Raw genomic sequence first — 20538 nt, 5'->3', positions numbered from 1 at the left:
CGGTCGTGACGCTGAACCAGTTGCGGGCCTTCCTCACCGCCGCCCGCACGGGGTCGTTCTCCGCGGCGGCGGCGGAACTGGGGATCGCCTCGGCGTCGGCGTCCGAACTGGTGCGCCGGCTGGAGGAGGAGCACGGCATCGCGTTGTTCCACCGCGGCCCGCGCCGGCTCGTGCTCACCGGTGCCGGGGAGCAGCTCCTGCCGTTCGCCGGGCAGTCCGTGGCGGCCGCCGACGCGGGCTCGGACGCCGTGCGGTCGCTGCGGGACCTCGGCGGCGGGGTCGCGACGTTCGGGGTGCTGCGCAACGCCGACCACTACCTGCTGTCCGGTCTCGTGGAGGACTTCCACGCCCGGCACCCGCGCGTCCGGGTGCGGCTCGTGGGGCTGAACTCCGTGGCGGTCGCGGCCGCGGTGGCGGCGGGGGAGGTCGAGGCGGGGATCGTGGTGCTGCCCGTCGACGACGCGGGCCTGACGGTGACGCCGCTGCTGCGCGACGAGGTGCTGTACGTCAGCGCCGACCCCGGGCGGCTGACGCGGCCGGTGACGGTCGCCGACCTCGCCGCGGTCCCGCTCGTCCTCTACGACGCGCACCACGGCTGGCGGGACCCGACCCGGCGGCAGGTCGCCGACCGGGCGCGGCTGGAGGGGGTGCGGCTGGAACCGCTCATCGAGGTCGAGCACGTCGAGGCGGCGCTCGGGCTGGTCGCGCGCGGGATCGGCGACACGTTCGTCAGCCGGGCCGTGGCGCGCAGCGCCGGGTTTCCCGCGAACCTGGGGACCGCGGGTTTCGCCGAGCCGTTGCACGACGTCCTGGCGCTCGTGCAGCGGGAGGGGATCGCGTTGTCGCCCGCGACGGCAGAACTCGTACGGCTGGCCCGCCGGCGCCTGCTCGCGCAGGACGCCGGCGGGCGCTGAGCGGGGTTCAGTCGTCCTCGGTGGCGGTGACCATGACGCCGACGGGCGCGAGGTAGCCGTTCGGGTCGATCATCCGGTCGGTGTCCCGGGCGGCGTCCACGACCTCCGGCGCCCAGTCGAGGTGGACGCGGTCGTCGCCGGAGTTCACGACGAGCAGTTCCCCGGCGCCGGCCGGGCCCTCCTCGACGCAGCGGAACGCGCGCCAGGCCCCCGGCGGGACGGAGAACGAGTCGCTCGGGCCGAGTTCCACGGTGGTGGCCGGGTCCCCGTTGAGCGTGACCGCCCACCGGCCGCTCTTGACGAGCAGCGCCTGGGAGCGGTCGTGCCGGTGCCGCAGCAGCCCCTCCTCGGCGGCGGCGCGGACCCAGGCCACGTTGAACGAGTGCGGTTCGGTGATGGCGGGGACCTGGCGGCGGTCCTCGCTCATGCCGTACCCGATGACGAGGCTGAGCTCGGCGGCACCGCCCGGCAGCGTCGAGCACAGCAGCGCGTTGCGGCTGTAGACGCGGTCGGCGGGCTGGACGACGCGGCGGCGCATCTCCTCCACGGAGTACGCGGTGAGCTCGTCGATGTACTCCTGCTTCATCGGCTTGATGAGCGCGACGCCCTCGGGCAGGGTGTCGCCGGCGACGGTGTCGACGAGGCGGTTGTCGGCCGTCAGGTGCAGGCCGTACGACTCGGCCTCCCGCAGGACCGACGGGCCCCAGATGATGCCGCCGGTGACGTCGCGGCCCAGCACGGTCCACAGGATGCCGTCGTCCGGGCCCTCGTTGGTGAAGCCCCGGAAGATCCACGTCGGGACGGAGATGACGTCGCCGTCGGTGCTGACGTACTCGCCCTGCTTCCCGTCGACGCCCCAGCGCAGCCGGAACCGCCCGCCGAGGTTGATGAAGACCTCGGCGGTGAAGTGCAGGTGCAGGTTGTTGGAGATGCCGTTGGGCATCCCGGCCGCGCCGGTGTTGAACCCGTGCGGTTCGGTGAGGTTCACGAACTGGGCGGCGTTCTGGGAGACGCCGCCGCCGATGAAGGCGTAGTTCTCCTTGCGGTCCGACCCGGGGGTCCGGCAGTCGATGAAGGCCGCGTTGCAGGCGACCCAGTCGCTCCTGCGGATGGTGCGGCGCTCGACCTCGGCCGCGTCGACGGTGAGGTCGGTCTGCGCGTGGTCGGTGGTCATGGTGGTTCCTCCTGGGCGGGCGGTCAGTAGATGTTGGTGGGGCGCGTGGCGTCGAGCGGGTCGACGTCGCCGCGCGTCCCGGCGATCTGCGCGCGCAGGGCGATGTCGTCCCACAGGCGGACCTCCTTGACGAGCGCGCCCTGGTGGAAGGTGAACTGGGAGATGCCGAGCACGTCGACCGGTCGCCCGGTGCGGGGGCCGTAGGTCGGCACGCCGGTGTAGTCGCCGACGAACTTCCAGGTCACGGCGACGCGGAGCCCGGCGTAGCGGACGTCGAAGTTCGTCTGGACGTCGCGGACCTCGAACTGCCCGGCCGGGAAGCACTCCAGGAAGCGCAGCAGCGCGCGCCGGTACCCCTCGGGCCGGATGACGACCCGGTTGCCGACGGTGAGCAGGACGAGGTCGCGGGCGAAGAACTTCTCGGTCTTCTGCAGGTCGCGCTCGTTCCACACGGTCTGGATCAGGTCCAGGACGCGCTCGACCTCCGAGCGGTGCTCGTCGGGACGGGGGCCGGAGTCCCCGGCGGCGATGACGTCGGCGGGCGCGGGGCGCGTCCAGGAGCCGCTGTACCCGCGGAACGCCTGGGCGCGGGCGAGCTCGTCGAGGTCGAGCCCGTGGGCGAGCGCGCCGGCGAGGGAGTCGCGGACGACCCACTCCTCGACCATGCGGCCCCGGCGGTAGAGGCAGTTGGCGATGGTGCGGCTGTGCTCGGAGGTCTGCAGGTGCCCGGACAGGACCAGGTGGGAGCTGAGGAAGGCGTCGTCGCCGCGGGCCTCCCAGATGACGTCCTCGGCCTGCCCGGTCCGGTCGGGGGACGCGGCGATCCGCATGAGGGTCCCCTCGATCACCTCGTCGCGGGTGGTCGAGGTGCCGTAGGCGCCGTGCACGATCGAGTCCGGTTCGTAGTTCTCGCGGATGAAGCTGATCGCGCGATCGACCCAGATCAGGTCGGTGACCTCGCGGATGAAGTCGTCGGGGTCGGCGTACGGCTTGTACGCCACCGGGTCGAGAGCCACTGGAGAACATCCCTTCGCTGGCGGTCCGAGGAGCCTCGGCGCCCCACGGCCACGCCAGGGTATGCGTATGCACAGACGGTGGCAAGGGGCTGCCCCACGGCGGGAGGGTCAGTGCGCGGGGGCCAGCCCCAGGGAGCGGCGCTCCACGAACGTGCTCGGGAACGTCTTGTGAGAGAACGGTTCCTGCGGTCCGTCCAGGCGCCGGACCGCCAGCCGCGCGGCCTCGCGGGCCATCTCGTGGAAGTCGTAGGCGATGGTCGACAGCTGCAGGACCGGCCAGGCCGCCGGCGGCAGGTCGTCGAAACCGACGATCGAGACGTCCTCGGGGACGCGCACACCGGCCCGGCTGGCGGCGTTCAGCGCGCCGTAGGCCACGACGTCGTTGCCGCAGAAGACGAGCGTCGGCGGCTCGGGCAGGGCCAGGAGCTCGGTGACGGCCGCGTCGCCGACGGCGGTGTCGTACGTCCCCCGGCGCACGTAGCGCGACTCCAGGCCCAGGCCGTGGTCGGCCAGCGCGGCGCGCAGGGCGAGCTCGCGGTCCTGGCCCGTGCTGGTGTTGCTCGGCCCCAGGACGGCGCCGACCCGCTCGTGCCCCAGTTCCCGGGCCCGCCGGGCGGCGGCGGCGAAACCGGCCGCGGGGGAGACGACCGTGGCGTCCGCGTCGACCTGCGTGCTCGTGCGGTTGAGGTACACGAACGGCATCCCCCGGTCGCGCAGCCGCAGGGGGGCGATCGAGTCGACGGTCGTCGTGGCGAGGATCGCGGCGTCGATCCCGTTGGCCAGCAGGCGGTCGGCCACGTTCCCGTCGTCGGTCGACTCGGTGTGCAGGACGAGCTGGTACCCGTGCTGCTCCAGCTCGCGGTGCATGGGGGCGATGATGTGGTGGTAGAACTCGTTGCCCAGGTCGGTGACCAGCAGCCCGATCCGGCGGGTGCGCCCCGACGACAGCGCGCGACCGGCGTCGCTGAGCACGTACCCCAGCAGGTCGGCGGCCTCGCGGACCCGCTGCTTGGTCCGGTCCGACAGGCGGGGGTCGTCGCGCAGCGCCCGCGAGACCGTGGGCTGCGAGACGCCCGCCACCCGCGCGACGTCGCGGCTCGTGACCGCCATGCCTGCGACCCCCCGTGACTGCGTGACCCCGTCGGCCTCCCTCGGGCCCCGCGGGAGTCTAGCCGACCGGCGGGGGCAGCAGGTATACGTAGGCACAGCACGGGCAGGCATCGACGGGGGGAGTCGCGTGGGGGCGGACGGGGCCGGGGCGTCGCTGCGCGAGCGCGCGCACGCGGGGGAGAAGCTGCTCGGGGTGCTGGTGCGCATGCCCTGCGAGGAACTCGTCGAGATGGCCGCCGTCGCGGGGTTCGACTACGTGCTGCTGGACTGCGAGCACGGGCCGGGCGACGTCGTGCCGCTGCGCCAGCACCTCCTGCTCGCCGCCGTCCACGGGGTTCCGGTCGTGGTGCGCGTGGGCAGCGGCGACCCCGGGATGGTGCTGCGGGTCCTGGACCAGGGCGCCGAGGGCGTGCTCGTGCCGCACGTCGACGACGCGGCGCAGGCCGCCGCGGCCGTCGCCTCGGCCCACTACCCGCCGCTGGGGCACCGCGGGTTCGCGACCTACAGCCGGGCGGGCCGGTTCGGGACGGTGGATCCGCAGGCGTACCAGGAGGACCAGCTGCGCCGGACGCTGGTGATGGCGATGGTCGAGTCCCCGGCCGGGGCGGCCGCGGCCGCGGACGTCCTGCGCACCCCCGGGCTCGACGGGATCATGGTGGGACCGGCCGACCTGGCCGCGGCCACCGGTCCGGGGGACCCGTCCCCGGCGGAGTCGACGGCCCGGGTCCACGCCGCGCTGGCCGGCGGCGGGGGACTGCGCCTGGACATCGTGGGCGGGGCCGCGGCGGCGGCCGCCGCCTTCGCCGACGGGGCCGACCTGGTCGTCTACAACCTCGCGCACGCGCTCGTGGCGCACCTGCGGGAACTGCGCCTGCCGCTGTCCTGAAACAGCCCCGGAACCCCGCCGAAACCCCTCCGTGACCGCGCGGGGGAGCGTTCCCGGTTTCTCCCGGCTGAGGCTTCCCTTCTCCGTGTGCATACGCATACCCTCTGGCCATGCCCACAGAGAAGCGCACCTTCGCCCTCATCGCCGCGGCCGTCGCGGGTGCCCTCGCCCTCACCGGCTGCGGTGCCGGCAGCCGGGTCGGGAACGAGAACGGGACCTCGGTCACCTGCGACTACGAGGCCCCCAGCGAGAAGACGACGGTCAACGTCCTCGCCTACAACTCCTCGGCCATCGACCCCTTCACCGACACCATGGTGTCGAGCTGCACGAAGGGGGACGTCACCGTCAAGCACGACCCCATCGACTTCGGCGGTCAGGTCACCAAGACGACCGCCACCCTCGCCGGGGACACCGGCACCTACGACATCGTCGAGACCTACGGCTTCGTCATCCCCGGCCTGGCCGAGGAGGAGAAGCTCGTCCCGCTGGACGACCTCTACGCGAAGTACGCCTCCGACGCCGGCCTCGACGCCATCAGCGAGTCGATGCGGCAGGGCATGTCCTACGAGGGCAAGCTCTACGCGCTGCCCATGCAGGCGCAGATGTTCGTCACCGCCTACCGCTCCGACGTCTTCGAGCAGCTCGGGCTGGACGCACCCACGACGTTCCCCGAGATGGTCGCCGCCGCCGAGGCCATCAAGGCCGCCGGCATCATGGAACACCCCATCGCGCTGCCCTGGCTGGCGACCTCCGACATCACCACCAGCTTCGAGGCCGCGATGAACTCCCTCGGCGCCGACTTCGTCGACGCCGACGGGAACGTCACCCTCGACGGACCGCAGGCCCGGCAGGCCCTGGAGGCGCTGCTGGCCCTCAAGCCCTACACCGACCCGCAGGTCACGACCTTCGACCAGCCCAAGGTGCAGCAGCAGATGTACAACGGCACCGCGGCCATGGCCGTCATGTTCTCCGGCCGGATGAACGACCTGACCCTGCCCACCAACAGCGACCTCGCCGAGAACTTCGCCTTCGCCGGGGCGCCCAAGGTCAGCGCCGACGCGCCGTACAGCTACAGCCGGCTCTCCATCGACGGCTGGTCCATCCCGCACAACACCAAGCTCGACCACGACATGCTCTTCACCATGATGGCCTCCGCCGTCGGCGAGGACGCCTCCAAGGCGTCCATCCCCGCGGCGTACCCGGCGCGCGAGGGCCTGGTCACCGCCTCGAACTCGCCCTACGGCGAGGCCGCCAACGCCTCGATCGCCTCCACCATGCCGCCCGTCGTGTCGCCGGTCCTGGCCGACGTCAGCAACGAGATCCGCCCCGTCCTGGCGCAGGTCCTCACCGGCCAGCTCCCCGTCGCCGACGGCCTCGCGCAGATGCAGGCCGCGGCGGAGAAGGTCGCGGGCTGAACCCCGCCCGGTCCCGCAGTCGTCGAGGAGGACGTCGGTCGTGAAACCCCGCGAGTTCTGGATGCTGTTCTCCCCGAGCCTGGTCGTGATGGTCGGCCTGCTCGTCGTGCCGCTGGTGCGCACCGTGCAGTGGAGCTTCGAGGACGTCCACTACGGCACCCCCGGGACGTTCGTCGGGCTGGCCAACTTCGCCGCCGCGCTCACCGACGCCCGGTTCGGCCGGGCCGTCCTGTTCACCGTCGTCGTCACCGTCGTGACGACCGCGATCCTGCTGGTTCTGGGGTACCTCATCGCCATCGGTGTGAACCGGCTGACCACCTCCCGGCCGCTCGTCCTGGGGATCATGCTGATCTCCTACGTGCTGCCGACCCTCGTCGGGGCGGTCGCCTACTCGTGGCTGTTCGACGACAACTTCGGCGGGCTGGTCAACCGCCTCGTCGGGTTCCTCGGCGGCTCGCAGGTCCTGTGGTTCACCGACCAGGTGCCCAACGCGGTGGTCGTCGTGTCGAACACCGTGTGGCACATGCTCCCGTTCGCGATGCTCATCGTCCTGGCCGGGTTGCAGTCGGTCCCGACCGAACTGCGGGAGGCCGCGACGATCGACGGGGCGTCGTCCTTCCAGACGCACCTGCGGGTCATCATCCCCACGATGCGCGGCGTCCTGGGTTTCGTCACCCTCATCTCGATCATGGACGTCCTGCGCATGTTCGACAACCTCGTGCCCCTGTCGCCGCAGGCCGCCGCCATCGGGAACGAGTCGATCATGATGTACGTGTACTCGGTCGCGTTCGCCGACGGGGCGCAGGACCTCGGGCTCGGCAGCGCCATCAACGTGCTGACCATCGGGCTGATCCTCGTCATGCTCATCCCCTTCATCCGCGGGATCTTCAAGGAAGCGAAGGTGGCCCGATGACCGTGCGCACCGAACCGGCCACCGACGTGCGACGGACGTCCGCGGGGCCCGCCCCGCGGACGGTCCGCCGCAAGCCCCCGGTCGTCACCGGCGTCCTGCTCGCCGTCGTCTGCGTCGTGATGCTCGGGCCGTTCGTCTGGATGGCGCTGTCGGTCACGAAACCCACCAACGTCGCGTTCGCCAACCCCCCGGTCCTCACCGGGTACGAACCGACGCTGCAGGCCTTCGTGAACCTCTGGCAGACCACCTACTTCGCCGACTACCTCACGAACACCGTCGCGGTCGCCGTCATCTCGACGGTCGTCGCCCTGGTCATCGGGATCCCCGCCGCGTACGCGCTGTCCCGGTTCCCCAGCTACGTCTCGGCCCTGCTGCTCGTGCTCGCGCTGGTGTTCCGGGCCCTGCCCCGGTTCTCCGTCGTCCTGCCCATGTACGACATCAGCCGCGCGCTGGGGATCTACGACACGACGTTCGCCATGGCCGTCGCGCTCGTCGCCATCAACCAGCCGTTCACGATCTGGCTGCTGCGCAACTTCTTCGCCGACATCCCGCGCGAGCTCGACGAGGCCGCGATGATCGACGGCTGCACCCGCGTCGGGATGCTGCGCCGCGTGATGATCCCGCTCATGCGGCCCGGGATCCTCACCGCCGGGATCTTCGTGTTCCTGTTCGCCTTCCAGGAGTACCTCACCGCGCTCGTGCTCACCGACTCCTCGTCCAAGACCGTGCCGGTGTTCATCGCGACCCAGCTCGGGCAGACCCTGCCGATGCTCCAGCAGGCCGGTGCCGCGTCGCTGCTGCTGACGCTGCCGGTGGTCGTCATCGCGTTCGTCGCCCAGAAGTACCTCGTGGCCGGCCTCAGCGACGGTTCCGTGAAGGGGTGAGCGCCCTCGTCCTGCTGCCCGGGATGAACTGCACGGAGGACCTGTGGGCCTGGTGCGGGCTCGACCACGCCCTCACCCCGGCCCTGGACCGCACGACCGTCGACGACCAGGTGGCCGCGCTCCTGGACCGGCTCCCGCCGAGGTTCGTGCTCGGCGGGCTGTCGCTGGGCGCGATCGTCGCGATGGAGCTCGCCCTGCGGGCCCCCGGGCGCGTCGAGTCCCTCGTGCTGGTGTCCACGAACTCCCGCGCCCCCACCCCGGGGCAGCGGGAGGCGTGGGCCCGCTGGCGGGCGGCGCTGGCGGCCGGCCGGTCCGCGCGGGACCTGCAGGGCGAGATCCTCGACGCGCTGCTGCCACCGGACGTGGCCGCAGCCCGCCCCGACCTCGCCGAGCGCGTGCTGGCGATGGGCCGCGACGACGACCTCCTGCGGAGGCAGCTCGCGCTGCAGGGGTCCCGCACCGACCTCCTGCCGCGCCTGCCCGCCCTCGGTGTCCCGACCCTCGTGGTGTCCGGGGCCCGCGACCCGATCTGCCCCCCGCCGTTCCACACCACCCTCGCCGCGGCCGTCCCCGGCGCCGAGCTCGCGACCCTGCCGGCCGGTCACCTGCCGCCGGTGGAACTCCCGCGGGAGTTCGGGAACCTCCTGCGGTCGCGCGGGGCCTGACCCGATCAGAGGCCGGACACGACGGCGAGGGACATCGGCAGGCCCGTGGAGAACACCGGAGCGACCAGCGTGATGAGCACGATCCGCCCGGGAGACACGGACAGCCCGGCGGTGGGGGATCAGCTGGGAGCTCTGGTGGGCGGAGCCGCGCAACCACACCCCGGCCTGGGAGTTCCGCACGCCAGGGCCTGATCGCTCCGGGCCGTGCCACCACCGTGCGTGCCCGGTGCCGCTAGGTCACCAGTCCGTGCCGGTACGCGTAGACCACGGCCTGGACGCGGTCACGCAGGTCGAGCTTGGTGAGCAGCCGGGACACGTACGTCTTCACCGTCTCCGGGCTGAGGCTCAACGTCGCGGCGATCTCGCTGTTGGAGAGCCCGTCGGCGATCAGGCGCAGGACGTCGAGCTCACGCCGGGTGAGGGTGGTGTCCTCCTGCGCTCGGTGCGTCGGCCGGATCCGTGAGGCGTAGCGGCCGACGAGCTGGCGGGTGACCTCCGGGGCGAGCAGGGAGGTTCCGGCGGCCACGGTCCGGATCCCGTGCAGGAGCTGCGCAGGTCGCGCGTCCTTGAGCAGGAAACCGCTGGCGCCGGCGCGCAGGGCTTCGTAGACGTACTCGTCGAGGTTGAACGTCGTGACGATGAGGACCTTGATCGGCGGCTCGACGTCGGGGCCGGCCAGCAGGCGGGTTGCGCCGATGCCGTCGAGGACGGGCATGCGCACGTCCATCACCACCACGTCGGGGCGCAGCGCGCCGGCGAGGTCGACCGCGGCGCGCCCGTCGCCGCACTCACCGACGACCTCGAGGTCGGCTTGCGCGTCGATGATGGTCGCGAAGCCGGCGCGGATCATCGCCTGGTCGTCGCACACCAGGACCCTGATCGGCGCCTGGACCGAAAGGCTCACGACGGCCCGCCGACGGGGATGCGGGCGTGGACGACGAAGTCGCCGTCCGAGCGGCGGTGTGCGCTGAACTCCCCACCGAGGACCACGACCCGCTCACGCAGACCGGCCAGCCCACGTCCGCTGCCGCCCACCGACCCGGCTGCCGCCCCGCCCGTCGCCGCGGCGCGGGTCCGCACCTCCACGGCGATGTCCTGCGGCCGGTGGCGGACGCTGACGGCCGTGGCGCTGCCGCGCGCGTGCTTGAGGGCGTTCGTCAGCGCCTCCTGCACGACCCGGTACGTCAGGAACTCGGCACTGCCACTGCTCACCGCGGCCTTCCCCTCCTGGGTGAACTCCACGGGCTGGCCGGCCCGGCGTGCCTGCTCGACGAGGGCCTCCACCTCGCCGGGGCGCACGGGCCCGTCGGCCCCGTGCCCGGGGTCGAGCAGGTCGAGCAGGTGCCGCAGGTCGGAGATCGCCCGCCGGCCGGTGTCGGCGATCTCGGTCAGGGTGGCTGTGAGCTTGTCCGGCGCGGCGGTCAGGTAGTGCGCGGCTTCGGTCTGCACCACCATGGCGGTCACGTGGTGGGTGACGACGTCGTGCAGCTCCCCGGCGATCCGGGTGCGCTCGGCCGCCACGGCGACCGCGGCCTCGGCCCGCTGCCTGCCCGCCTCGCTGGCGCGGGTGAAGCGCCACCACGCACCAGCGCCCCAGGCGAGGACCAGCAGCAGGTAGAACTGCACGAACCCGATCACCTGCTCCCCGGAACCGAGCTGGTCGAGCCGGACGGCCAGCACGACGTAGACCGCCGACAGCAGCACCGCCCCGCTCCGGCGGTGCCGTTCCTGGTACGCCCCGGCCGAGAACAGCGCGACCGCCACCGCGGTCCCGGCGAGGGAGTGGTAGGCGCGGACCTGATCCACGAGGAAACCGAGCGAGACCACCGCCAGGCACGCGAGCGGCCACCTGCGCCGCCCCAGCAGGGGGAGCGACTGCATCAGCACGACCACGACGGCCAGCGCGTCGAAGGGGCGGGCCGGCAGGTCGCCGACCTGCGTGCCGTGGCCCTGCGAGGAGGGCAGCAACGACCCGACCACCAGCAGCAGGGCCAGCGGGAGGTCCCGCACCGTGACGTCGAGCCTGCGCCACCGCTCCAGGAGCGGTTCCTCGCTCACCGGACCGGCCTCGGCTCACGGTGAGGAGCAGCGATCCCCCCGGCGCGGCCGGCACCCCGGGGGCGCAGGTTCCCGCGGCGATGGGCGAGGACGAGGAACCCGGCGGTGACGGTGCTGCACACCAGCACCGAGAACACGCCGGCCTCCGGGCCGAAGTCGCCGCCGGTGATCCAGGCCGGGCCGGACAGGACGCTGTGGAGGAGTCCCTGGGGCTGGTCGGTGCCGGACACGCTCATCCCGAAGATCCCGCCCTCGGCGAAGTTCCAGGCGAAGTGCAGGCCGATGGGCAGCCACAGCGTTCGCGTCGCCACGTACGCGGCGGCGAGCATCGCCCCGGCCTCGACGGTGATGGCCACCGCCCCCCACAGGCTGGCGTGCGGGTTGAGCAGGTGCGAGGCGCCGAACAGGGCTGCCGTCAGGACGAGGGCGAGCCAGCTGCCCAGCCGGCCCTCGAGCACGCGGAACAGCACGCCGCGGAAGATGACCTCCTCCGTGACCGCGGCCGCCGCGCTGAACCCGAGCAGAGCCACAGCCCCGGAGGCGGAACCCCACCCGGCGATCCGGTAGTCCCCGAAGACGGCCATCAGGGCGACGGCACCGCCGAACAAGGCGAACCCGGTCAGTGCCCCGCGACCCAGGGCGCGGCCGGCCCCGCGGAACAGCAGTTCGGTGGGAACACGCCGCTCGGTGCGGCCCACGACCCACCGGTACGCCAGGACGGTGGCGGCCGCCGCCGCCAACCCCAGCAGCAGCGTGGACGGCGCGTCCCACTGCGCTGCACGCACCACGAGGCTTCCCAGCAGCGCGACGACCACCACGAACCCGAGCTGCTTGACCACACGCATGACAACTCCTCCGCAGACGGACCCCGGCGGCCCGATCTCCCGCTGCGGACGATGCTAGGGACGTGGAGTTCCGGGGTCGTCACCGTCGGGTGGACACTTCGCGGTAGCTCTCACGGGGGACCTCACGGGGAACCCACGGCCGGCGCCGGCGGACGAGGCGTCCGGTGGGCGCCGGTGGTGAGCGGGTTCCGCAGCGTGGGTTCATCCCCGGCTCAGCGGCCGCCGCGCGCTGCACCCCGGCGCAGGACGTGAACCGCACCCGCGGCGACCGACCGCGTCGCCGGGCAGGAGCCGACGGCTCGCGAGGACCACCGCGGTGGCCGGCGAGCGAACCCCCGGTGGTCCGGCGAGCACGACGTCACCTGCGCCCGCACGGGGTGAGCGGGAACCGCGATCCCCGCACCGCGGGACGCGGCTCCGACCGCGCTCACACCGACGTCCGCGCCCGCGCGGAGCAGGGCGACGCGGGGAGGGAGAACCACCGCCACGGGGAAGTGCTCACTCCGCTTCCACGGCCAGTTCCGCCCACACCGTCTTGCCGTGCCCGGTCGCCTCCACGCCCCAGGCGTCGGCGACGGCCTCCACGATCCCCAGTCCCCGCCCCCCGAGGGCGTCCGGGCCCGCGTCGCGCTCGCGGGGGGAGCGGGTCGAGGAGTCCTCCACCGCCACCGTCAGCCGCCGCGCCGCACCGTCGAACCGCAACGTCAGCCCGGCGCCGCCCCCGGCGTGCACGAGGGCGTTCGTCACCAGTTCCGACAGCACCAGCTCGGCCTCGTCGGCCAGCTCGTCCGCCGACCACGCCACCAGCCGCTCGCGCAGGAACTCCCGCGCCGAGGCGACCGACCGGATGTCCGGCGGCAGCCACCGCGACGCCTCCAGCCGGCCCGCGGTGCTGCCCGCGAACGTCGCCACCAGCAGCGCGGCGTCGTCGGTCAGCTCGTGCGGGATCGCGGCCATCACCGCCGAGGCCAGCCGCTCCGCCGACCGCCCCGGATCGGTGCGCAGCGCCTCCCGCAGCGTCTCGCGCAGCACCCGCTCGCCCCGCTCGGACCCCTCGCCCAGCACCTCCACCACGCCGTCGGTGTGCAGCACCAGCGCCCCCCGGCCCAGCAGGCGGTGCTTCACCGCCGGGTAGGCGGCCCCCGGGTCGACGCCCAGCGGCGGGCCGGGGTCGAGCACCACCTCGCGCAGCCCCCCGTCGTCGACGACCAGCGGGGCCGGGTGACCGGCCGAGGCGACCGAGACGACCCCCGTCGCCGTGTCCAGCCGCAGCAGGCAGCACGTCGCGAACAACCCCGCGTCCAGGTCCACCAGCAGGCGGTTCGTGCGTTCCAGCGCCGCCGACGGGTCGTGGCCCTCGCTGACGTACGCGCGCACCGCCGTCCGCAGCTGCCCCATCAGCCCCGCGGCGCGGGTGCTGTGCCCCTGCACGTCGCCGACGATGAGGGCCACGTCGTCCCCGCACTCCACCGCGTCGTACCAGTCGCCGCCGATGTCGGCGCCCGCCAGCGCCGGGGCGTAGCGCGTCGCGACGTCCAGCCCGTCGCGCGCCGGCATCCGGGTCGGCAGCAGGCCGCGCTGCAGGTCCCGCGCCAGCACCGCCAGCGCCTCGTGGGACCGCGACAGCGCCTCCCGCGAGGACCGCTCGGCGTCCAGCAGCTGCGCCCGCTCCAGCGCCACCGTGATCTGCGCCGCGACCGCCGCGAACAGGTCCAGGTCGCTGTGCTCCAGCGGGGACCGGGCCGAGGCCCGGTCGTCCCAGCCGACGGTCAGCGCCCCCAGCACGACGTCGTCGCGCCCGCGCAGCGGGACCACGAGGACCACGCCGTACCGCTCGGGGTCCAGCCCGCCGAGGTCGCGGTACCCGGCGATCTGCTCGCGGGTCACCACCAGCGGCCGCCCGGTGCGCACCGCCTGCGAGATCGGCGTGTCGGCCCCCCGCCGCACCCGCCGCAACCCCTCCGGCAGCGGCGGGTCGCTCGCACCGGTCAGGTCCTCACCGTCCAGGACGTACAGGGACGACGACCGGCAGCCCAGGACCTCCACGACCGCCGGGGGGATCCGCGCGGTGATCTGCGCGCTCGTCGCGCTCGTCTGCAGCAACCCCGTGATGCGTTCCAGCAGCGCCGCCCGGGCCGCGGCCGCCGCCGCGACCCGCTCGGCGGCCGCCAGCAGCGTCGCCTCCACCGCCACCCCCACGCTCAGGGCGAGGACGGCGGCGGCCTGCTCCTCCTGCGCGCTGAAGGCCGCGGCCCGGGTCAGCAGCAGCGCCCCGCGCGTCCCGCCGGCGTCCAGCGGCGCGACCAGCGCCGAACCGGACAGCCCCGGCAGCCCCGGCAGCCCGGCCGGGCGCGACTGCCGCGGCGGCCCCGGCACGACCGCGACGGGCGGGGCCTCCACGTCGAGGAACACGTCGCCGTCGAGCAGGTACACCGGGTCGTGCGTCCCCGAACCGGCGAACCACACCGCGCAGTGCTCCGCACCCAGCGCCGACCGGGCCGACCGGGCCGCGGTGCGCAGCAGCGCCGGCAGGTCCCCCGCCACCCGCGGGTGCGTGATGTCCAGCAGGTGGCGGTGCAGACCCTCGAACACCTCCGCACCGTACCCACGCGCGCGGCACCCGGCCCGCCGGCGGGTGGTGCGCTCAGCGGGTCGAGGAGGACAGGCTCGACGGGCCGCTGGACAGGACCGCCGCCGCCAGCGCGCGGGACGCCGGACGGTCCTGCGTCCGCGGGTTCGTCAGCAGCACCAGGTCGATCTGGCCCAGCTCGGGCAGCTTGTGCTGCGCGCCGAGCGCGACGAGCTGGACGGGCACCAGGGAACTGGCCAGGCAGGAGATGCCGATGCCCGCCGCGACCGCGGCGATGAGCCCGTTCACGCCCCGGCACACGCACGCCGAGCGGTAGCCGACGCCGACGCGGTCCAGCGCCTCGTGCATCGCGGCCCTGCTCAGCGACGGCGACGGGTAGACGGCCAGCGGGACCGGCTGGGTGAGGTCCAGGCGCGTCGAGGGGTTGCCCACCCACACCAGGCGCTCGCGCTTGACGAGTTCCCCCTCGCCGGACCCGCGCGGGCGCTTGCCGATGAAGATGTCGAGGCGGTCGTTCTCCAGGCGCCGGTGCAGGGTCCCGGACTGGTCGACGGTGAGTTCCAGGTCGACCCGCGGGTTCTCGGAGCGGAAGTCCCGCAGGATCTGCGGCAGCCGCGTCAGGGCCAGGTCGTCGGACATGCCGATCCGCAGCCGGCCCACCGGGCGGGCGCCGGTGAAGTACGCCGCGGCCTGCTCGTGGGAGGCCAGGATCGACCGGGCGAAACCGATCATGGCCTCGCCGTCGGGGGTCAGGACGACCGAGTGGGTGTCGCGGTGGACGAGCTGGCGGCCGACGGAGTCCTCCAGCTTCTTCACGTGCTGGCTGACCGTGGACTGCCGGACACCCAGCCGCGCGGCGGCCTGCGTGAACGAGTGCGTCTGCGCCACAGCGAGGAACGTCCGCAACTGCACCGGTTCGAACGTGCCCGCCGGGCCCCGCTGCGTCGCCACCGTCCCCGCCCCCTCGCGTCGTCATCACGAACCGTGATGACTGATAAGCCGCCGATGCGGATGCAGCCTACGCCGGGGGTCGCCGATGATGGGAGGACGACACCAGAGAGGCACCCGACCCCGTGACACCGGCAGCCGCCGACACCAGCACCGGAACCACCGACACCTCCCCGGCCGAACCCACCGGCCGACCCGCCGGCCGAGGCACCTTCGCGGCGCTGCGGGTCCGCAGCTTCCGCGTCTACGCCACCGGGCAGGCGTTCGCCAACACCGGCGTCTGGGTGCAGAACATCGCCCTCGACTGGCTGACCCTCGAACTCACCCGCTCCCCGGCCGCCGTCGGCGTCGCCATGGCGTTGCAGTTCCTGCCCATCCTGCTGTTCGGGATGCACGGCGGGATGATCGCCGACCGCTACCCCAAGCGGAACATCCTGCTCGTCACGCAGCTGTGCAGCGCCACCGTCGCCACCGCGCTCGCCGTCCTCACCCTCACCGGGCACATCACCGTCGGCGCGATCTACGCCCTCGCCGTCGTCGGCGGGTTCGTCATCGCCCTCGACAACCCGACCCGGCAGTCCTTCGTCGCCGAGGTCGTCCCGGCCCCGTACGTCCGCAACGCCGTCGCGCTCAACGCCGCCGTGTTCCAGACCACCCGCCTCGTCGGGCCCGCGCTGTCCAGCGTCCTCATCGGCACCGTCGGCACCGGGTGGGCCTTCGCCGTCAACGCCCTGCTGTACGTGGGGCCGACGATCGCGCTCGCGTCGCTGCGCCCCGGCGACCTCCAGCCCACCACCGCCGTCCCGCGCGCCAAGGGGCAACTGCGCTCGGCGCTGCGGTACGTCGCCGACCGCCCGCACGTCGCCTGGACCATCGCCCTCGTCGGGGTCTTCGGCACCTTCGGCCTCAACTTCCCCGTCGTCCTCACCGCCATGGCGTCCGAGACGTTCGACGGCGGCGCCGGGCTCTACGGGACGTTCAACGTCGTCCTCGCCGTCGGGTCCATCGCCGGGGCCCTCCTCGCCGGCGGCCGCAGCCGCTCCCGGCTCCGGCTGATCCTCCTGCTCGGCGCCGCCTTCGGCGCCGCGCAGACCCTCGCCGCGTTCGCGCCGAACCTGCCGACGTTCACCGCGGTCCTCGTCGTCATGGGCGTCACGAACCTCGCGTTCCAGGCCATCGCGAACTCCTCCGTGCAGCTGTGGGTCGACCACGAGTACCGCGGGCGCGTCATGGGCCTGTACGTCCTGGTGTTCATGGGCGGCACCCCCCTCGGCGGGCCGATCATCGGCGCGATCACCGAGCACGTCGGCGTGCGCGCCGGGATGGCCGTGTGCGGGCTCGTCCCGCTGGCCGCCGCGCTCGCCCTGGCCGGGTTGCTGGCGGTGCGGAGCGCGCGGGTGCGCGCCGCCTGAGGACCCGGCGGTGCGCCGCCGTCAGCGCCCGTCGTCGCAGGGCCGCAGCTGCACCACCCGCCGGGTGGCCCGGGTGAGGGCGACGTACAGGTCGTGGTGGCCCCCGGGCCCGCGGGCGATCCGATCCGGGTCGAGCAGCACGACGTGGTCGAACTCCAGGCCCTGGGCCTGGCGGGCGGTCAGCACGCTGACGCGCTCGTGCCGCTCCGGGCCCAGGGCCTCGGCGACGGCGCGCCGGACGGGCGGCAGGTCGGGCGCCGGGGCGATGACCGCCACGGTGCCGGGGCCGGCGGCGGCGATCCCGGCCGCGGTCTCGGCGGCCCGGTGCGGGAGCTCCCCGGCGGGCGCCGTCCGTTCGACCACGGGGAACCCGCTGCGGCGCACCGCCCGCGGTGGGCGTGCCGCCGGGTCGGCCCGCCGCAGCGCGGCCGCCGCCACGTCGAGCACCTCCTGCGGGGTGCGGTAGCTGGTCGTCAGGTGCCGCACGCGCCAGTGCCGCGGGTCGTCGGCGGCCCCGATCCACGCGCGGACCTGCTCCCAGTCGGTGGGGGCGCCCGGGGAACCGGCCTGGTGCAGGTCGCCCACCAGGGTCATCGAGCGCGTGGGGCAGCGCCGGGCCAGGACCCGCCACTGCATGGGCGTCAGCTCCTGCGCCTCGTCGACGACGACGTGGCCGAAGGCCCAGCCGCGGTCGGTGGCGGCGCGTTCGGCGGTGGACCGGTCGTCGTCCGGCCCGTAGCGCTCGGCCAGCAGCGCGGCGACGTCCTCGACGTCCTCGACGCCCTCGACCCCGTCCTCGGTGTCGTCGTCATCGTCGTCCAGGTCGAGGGAGCGGGAACCGTGCAGGACCTCCAGCACGCCCCGGGCGTAGGCGCGCCGCTCCTCGGCCTCCCGCCGCCGGCGCACACGGTCCGCGTCCTCCTGCGGGCCCGGCCCGAGCAGTTCGGCCGCCTCGTCCAGCAGGGGGACGTCGGCCACCGTGAAGGGGGCGTTCGGCGAGCGCCGCAGCAGGTCCCGCCGCCGCGGGTCGAGGTCGGGTGCGGCGCGCCGCAGGCGCTCGGGGCAGGCGTACAGCTCCCGCAGGAGCCGCTGCGGGGTCAGCACCGGCCAGCACCGGTCGGCGAGCGCGTGCACGTCGGGCGCCTCGCGCACCTCGGCGCGCAGCTCCTCGACGTCACCGTCCCCGAGCAGGTTCGGCCCGCCGTGGGGGTCCGCGCCCAGCTGCCGCGCGTACTCGGCGGTGACGGCCTCCAGGAGGTGGGCTGTGAACACGGGGCGGGCGCGGTTGTGGGGCAGCCCGGCGGCGCGGGCCCGGTCGCGGCAGCCGGCGACGAGGTGCGGCGGGACGACCAGCCCGAACCCGGCCAGGTCCAGCTCGACGGGGTCCACCGGCACCTCCTGTCGGTCGGCGACCGCGCCGGCGACCAGCCGGGCCATCTCCGGCGTCCCCTTCAGCTGCCGGGTCGGCGGCGGGTCGGCCGCCTCCCCGACCTCCACCTCGAGGCCGGGGGACAGCCGGGCCGGCGTCACCATGAGCACCGACGTCTCACCCAGCGCCGGCAGCACCCGGCTGACGTAGCGCAGGAAGGTGCTGCTGGGGCCCACGAACAGGACGCCGCGCCCCTCGAGGAGTTCGCGGTGGGTGTACAGCAGGTACGCCGCCCGGTGCAGGGCCACGGCCGTCTTGCCGGTGCCCGGCCCGCCCTGCACGACGAGGACCCCCGGGAGGCGGTCGCGGACGATCTCGTCCTGCTCCGCCGCGATGGTGGCGACGACGTCCCGCATGAGGCCGGTCCGCGGCAGGTCCAGCACCGAGGACAGGGTCGCGGTGAGCGCCGGTGGGACGGGGCCGTCGGCGCGGTCCCGGTCGCGGGGGGTCAGGAGTTCCTCCTCGACGGCCAGGACGCGGTCGCGCCGGGTGGCGATCTGCCGGCGTCGGCGCACGCCCTCGGGGGTCGCGGCCGTGGCGGTGTAGAAGGGGCGCGCCGCCGCGGCGCGCCAGTCCACCAGCAGCGGGGACCACCGGTCGTCGGGCAGGCCGACCCGGCCCACGTGCAGCACCGTGCCGTCCTCGAGGTCGAGGCGCCCGAAGCACAGGCCGTCCTCGGCGTTGCGCAGCGCGTCCACCCGCCGGCGCAGCCGCCGGACGTTCGCCTCGTGGTCGGGGCGGTCCCGCGCGGCGCGGGGGGAGTTCTCCAGCAGCCGTCGCAGCTGCTGCTCCCGGTCGCGCACCTCGGTGCGGCGAACGGTGTGGAAGGTGTCCAGGAACCGCTGTTCCTCGTCGCGTGAATCCACTGCCGGAGAACTCCCTCGCGTAGTACAATACGGGTGTGACGTCGACGCGGACGGCACACCGCACGGTGAACTCGGCCCGCGCCGGAAACACGGACCAACCTCCCATCCTCCTCGCGAGAACCTCGGCCGCGCAAGCGTTCCCGCGTCCCGGTGGAGCGGCGACCGGTGCCTCCGAACTCCCGCGGGAAATGCGCTGGACGACGCGGTGCGCGGTGCGCGACAGTGCCGCGTGCCCCTCTCCGTGCGCGCCTGGGAAACCGCCGACACCGAACCCACCCGGGAGGTGTTCCGGCGCAGCGTCCACCGCACCGCCGCCGACCACTACTCACCGGAACAACGCGACGCCTGGGCCCCGGCCGAGGCCGACCTCGCCGAGTGGGGCCGGGCGCGGGCCCGGGCCGGGACGCGGGTCGCGGTGCGCGACGGCGAGGTCGCCGGGTTCACCGACCTGTCCGCCGACGGCCACATCGGCATGTTCTACGTCCACCCCGACCACGGGCGCCGGGGCGTCGGCGCCGCCCTGCTCGACGACGTCCTGCGCACCGCCGCCGAACGCGGCCTCACCCGCCTCACCGTCGACGCCAGCCTCACCGCGCGACCGTTCTTCCAGCGCGCCGGGTTCACCGTCGTGCGCGAGCAGCGCGTGCACCGCGGGGGGCAGGAGTTCACCAACGTGGCGATGCGGCTGGACCTGCCCGCCGCCGGTGCCGGGGAACGGCGCGACCGGCCCCGGCAGGTCGTCTGGGACATGGACGGGACCCTCCTGGACTCCACCCGCGTGGTGCCCGCCGCCTTCGTCGGGGCCGTGGCCGAACTGGGCGGGCCGGCCGTCGACGTCGAGGAGGTCGTGGCGGCCTACTCCCTGGGCGTGCCGGAGGTCATGCTGGCCCACCTCGTGCGCCGGCCCCTGCGGCCGGGGGAGGCCGAGGCGTACTACCGGCGGCTGGAGGGCGTCGCCGTCGACCCCTACCCGGGGGTGGCCGAGACGCTGGCCGCCCTGCGCGCGGCGGGGCACCCCGTCGCCGTGTTCACCGGCGCCGCCGTGCGCGGGGCGCGCACCCTGCTGCGCGCGGCGGGCCTGACCGTGGACGTCCTCATCGGCGGCGACCTCGTGGCGCGCCCCAAACCGGCCCCGGACGGGCTGCTGCTGGCGGCGCGGATGCTGGGCGTCGCACCGTCGGACCTGCTGTACGTCGGGGACGCCCCCACCGACCTGGGGGCGGCCCGGGCCGCCGGGGCGCACGCCGTCGCCGCCGCCTGGGGGCACCTGCACGACCCCGCGGTCCCCGCCGACGCGACCTGGCGCTCGCCCCGGGAGGCGCTGCGGGTGCTCGACGACCCCCGCGGGTGAAGGACTCCACCGCCGATGCCGACCGTCGGTGACCCACGAGCACCTGCGTACCTCCGGGGGCG

The 20538-nt window shown here is 74.3% G+C and carries 17 protein-coding genes; 8 read left to right on the top strand and 9 right to left on the bottom strand.

Annotated elements, in window-relative coordinates; translation table 11 throughout:
- Positions 1-5: 5 nt before the first annotated feature.
- Positions 6-914 carry a LysR family transcriptional regulator gene (locus tag ACRYRX_RS14600; protein ID WP_432512863.1) on the top strand — a complete coding sequence of 303 codons (909 nt, stop codon included), beginning with the start codon at positions 6-8 and terminating at the stop codon, positions 912-914.
- A gap of 7 nt (positions 915-921) precedes the next feature.
- Here ACRYRX_RS14600 and ACRYRX_RS14595 read toward each other — a convergent pair whose 3' ends face one another.
- The 3 genes from ACRYRX_RS14595 to ACRYRX_RS14585 form a co-directional block, all read right to left on the bottom strand.
- Entirely contained in the window at positions 922-2088 is a 1167-nt protein-coding gene (locus tag ACRYRX_RS14595; protein ID WP_432512861.1) for a cupin domain-containing protein, read from the bottom strand.
- A gap of 23 nt (positions 2089-2111) precedes the next feature.
- Positions 2112-3104, bottom strand: a complete 993-nt coding sequence (locus ACRYRX_RS14590; RefSeq protein ID WP_432512860.1) for an ester cyclase — start codon at positions 3102-3104, stop codon at positions 2112-2114.
- Between the two features lie 108 nt (positions 3105-3212).
- The gene (locus tag ACRYRX_RS14585; RefSeq protein ID WP_432512859.1) at positions 3213-4214 is read right to left on the bottom strand and encodes a LacI family DNA-binding transcriptional regulator; all 1002 of its coding nucleotides are present in this window, start codon (positions 4212-4214) and stop codon (positions 3213-3215) included.
- A gap of 127 nt (positions 4215-4341) precedes the next feature.
- Here ACRYRX_RS14585 and ACRYRX_RS14580 point away from each other — a divergent pair, with 127 nt between their 5' ends.
- The 5 genes from ACRYRX_RS14580 to ACRYRX_RS14560 all read left to right on the top strand — a co-directional run bounded on the left by ACRYRX_RS14580 (position 4342) and on the right by ACRYRX_RS14560 (position 8977).
- Positions 4342-5100: an aldolase/citrate lyase family protein gene (locus ACRYRX_RS14580; protein WP_432512858.1), complete on the top strand. Its 759-nt coding sequence runs from the start codon at positions 4342-4344 to the stop codon at positions 5098-5100.
- Between the two features lie 110 nt (positions 5101-5210).
- Positions 5211-6515, top strand: coding sequence for an ABC transporter substrate-binding protein (locus ACRYRX_RS14575; RefSeq protein WP_432512856.1), 1305 nt, complete (start codon positions 5211-5213; stop codon positions 6513-6515).
- A gap of 40 nt (positions 6516-6555) precedes the next feature.
- Complete coding sequence (locus tag ACRYRX_RS14570) at positions 6556-7428, top strand: carbohydrate ABC transporter permease (protein WP_432512854.1); 873 nt, start codon at positions 6556-6558, stop codon at positions 7426-7428.
- Positions 7425-8312, top strand: a complete 888-nt coding sequence (locus ACRYRX_RS14565; protein WP_432512852.1) for a carbohydrate ABC transporter permease — start codon at positions 7425-7427, stop codon at positions 8310-8312. The genes ACRYRX_RS14570 and ACRYRX_RS14565 overlap by 4 nt, the downstream gene beginning before the upstream one ends.
- On the top strand, positions 8309-8977 hold the full coding sequence (locus tag ACRYRX_RS14560; protein WP_432512851.1) for an alpha/beta fold hydrolase: 669 nt from the start codon (positions 8309-8311) through the stop codon (positions 8975-8977). The genes ACRYRX_RS14565 and ACRYRX_RS14560 overlap by 4 nt, the downstream gene beginning before the upstream one ends.
- A gap of 232 nt (positions 8978-9209) precedes the next feature.
- Here the strand turns inward: ACRYRX_RS14560 and ACRYRX_RS14555 are convergent, their stop codons facing one another.
- From ACRYRX_RS14555 to ACRYRX_RS14535, 5 genes are all read right to left on the bottom strand, one after another.
- A complete protein-coding gene (locus ACRYRX_RS14555) occupies positions 9210-9881 on the bottom strand; it encodes a response regulator (RefSeq protein WP_432512850.1) in 672 nt (223 codons plus the stop codon).
- On the bottom strand, positions 9878-11035 hold the full coding sequence (locus tag ACRYRX_RS14550) for a sensor histidine kinase (protein WP_432512848.1): 1158 nt from the start codon (positions 11033-11035) through the stop codon (positions 9878-9880). Before ACRYRX_RS14550 ends, ACRYRX_RS14555 begins: the two co-directional genes overlap by 4 nt.
- Positions 11032-11880, bottom strand: a complete 849-nt coding sequence (locus ACRYRX_RS14545) for a CPBP family intramembrane glutamic endopeptidase (protein ID WP_432512846.1) — start codon at positions 11878-11880, stop codon at positions 11032-11034. The genes ACRYRX_RS14550 and ACRYRX_RS14545 overlap by 4 nt, the downstream gene beginning before the upstream one ends.
- Before the next feature lie 498 nt (positions 11881-12378).
- Positions 12379-14472, bottom strand: a complete 2094-nt coding sequence (locus tag ACRYRX_RS14540) for an ATP-binding SpoIIE family protein phosphatase (protein ID WP_432512845.1) — start codon at positions 14470-14472, stop codon at positions 12379-12381.
- Between the two features lie 52 nt (positions 14473-14524).
- A complete protein-coding gene (locus tag ACRYRX_RS14535; RefSeq protein ID WP_432512844.1) occupies positions 14525-15421 on the bottom strand; it encodes a LysR family transcriptional regulator in 897 nt (298 codons plus the stop codon).
- A 122-nt stretch (positions 15422-15543) separates the two neighbouring features.
- Between ACRYRX_RS14535 and ACRYRX_RS14530 the strand changes: the two genes are divergently transcribed.
- Positions 15544-16830 (top strand): MFS transporter, encoded by a 1287-nt coding sequence (locus ACRYRX_RS14530; protein ID WP_432512842.1) that lies wholly within the window; start codon positions 15544-15546, stop codon positions 16828-16830.
- A 21-nt stretch (positions 16831-16851) separates the two neighbouring features.
- On the opposite strand, the gene ACRYRX_RS14525 is transcribed toward ACRYRX_RS14530, so the two are convergent.
- Positions 16852-19125, bottom strand: coding sequence for a HelD family protein (locus ACRYRX_RS14525; RefSeq protein ID WP_432512840.1), 2274 nt, complete (start codon positions 19123-19125; stop codon positions 16852-16854).
- 229 nt (positions 19126-19354) lie between these two features.
- Between ACRYRX_RS14525 and ACRYRX_RS14520 the strand changes: the two genes are divergently transcribed.
- Positions 19355-20476: a GNAT family N-acetyltransferase gene (locus ACRYRX_RS14520; RefSeq protein WP_432512838.1), complete on the top strand. Its 1122-nt coding sequence runs from the start codon at positions 19355-19357 to the stop codon at positions 20474-20476.
- Positions 20477-20538 lie beyond the last annotated feature (62 nt).

Source organism: Kineococcus lubricus, assembly GCF_050871965.1.
GTDB lineage: Bacteria > Actinomycetota > Actinomycetes > Actinomycetales > Kineococcaceae > Kineococcus.
The sequence above is the reverse complement of the archived record's forward strand: the minus strand, read 5'-3'. Positions and strand labels throughout refer to the sequence as shown.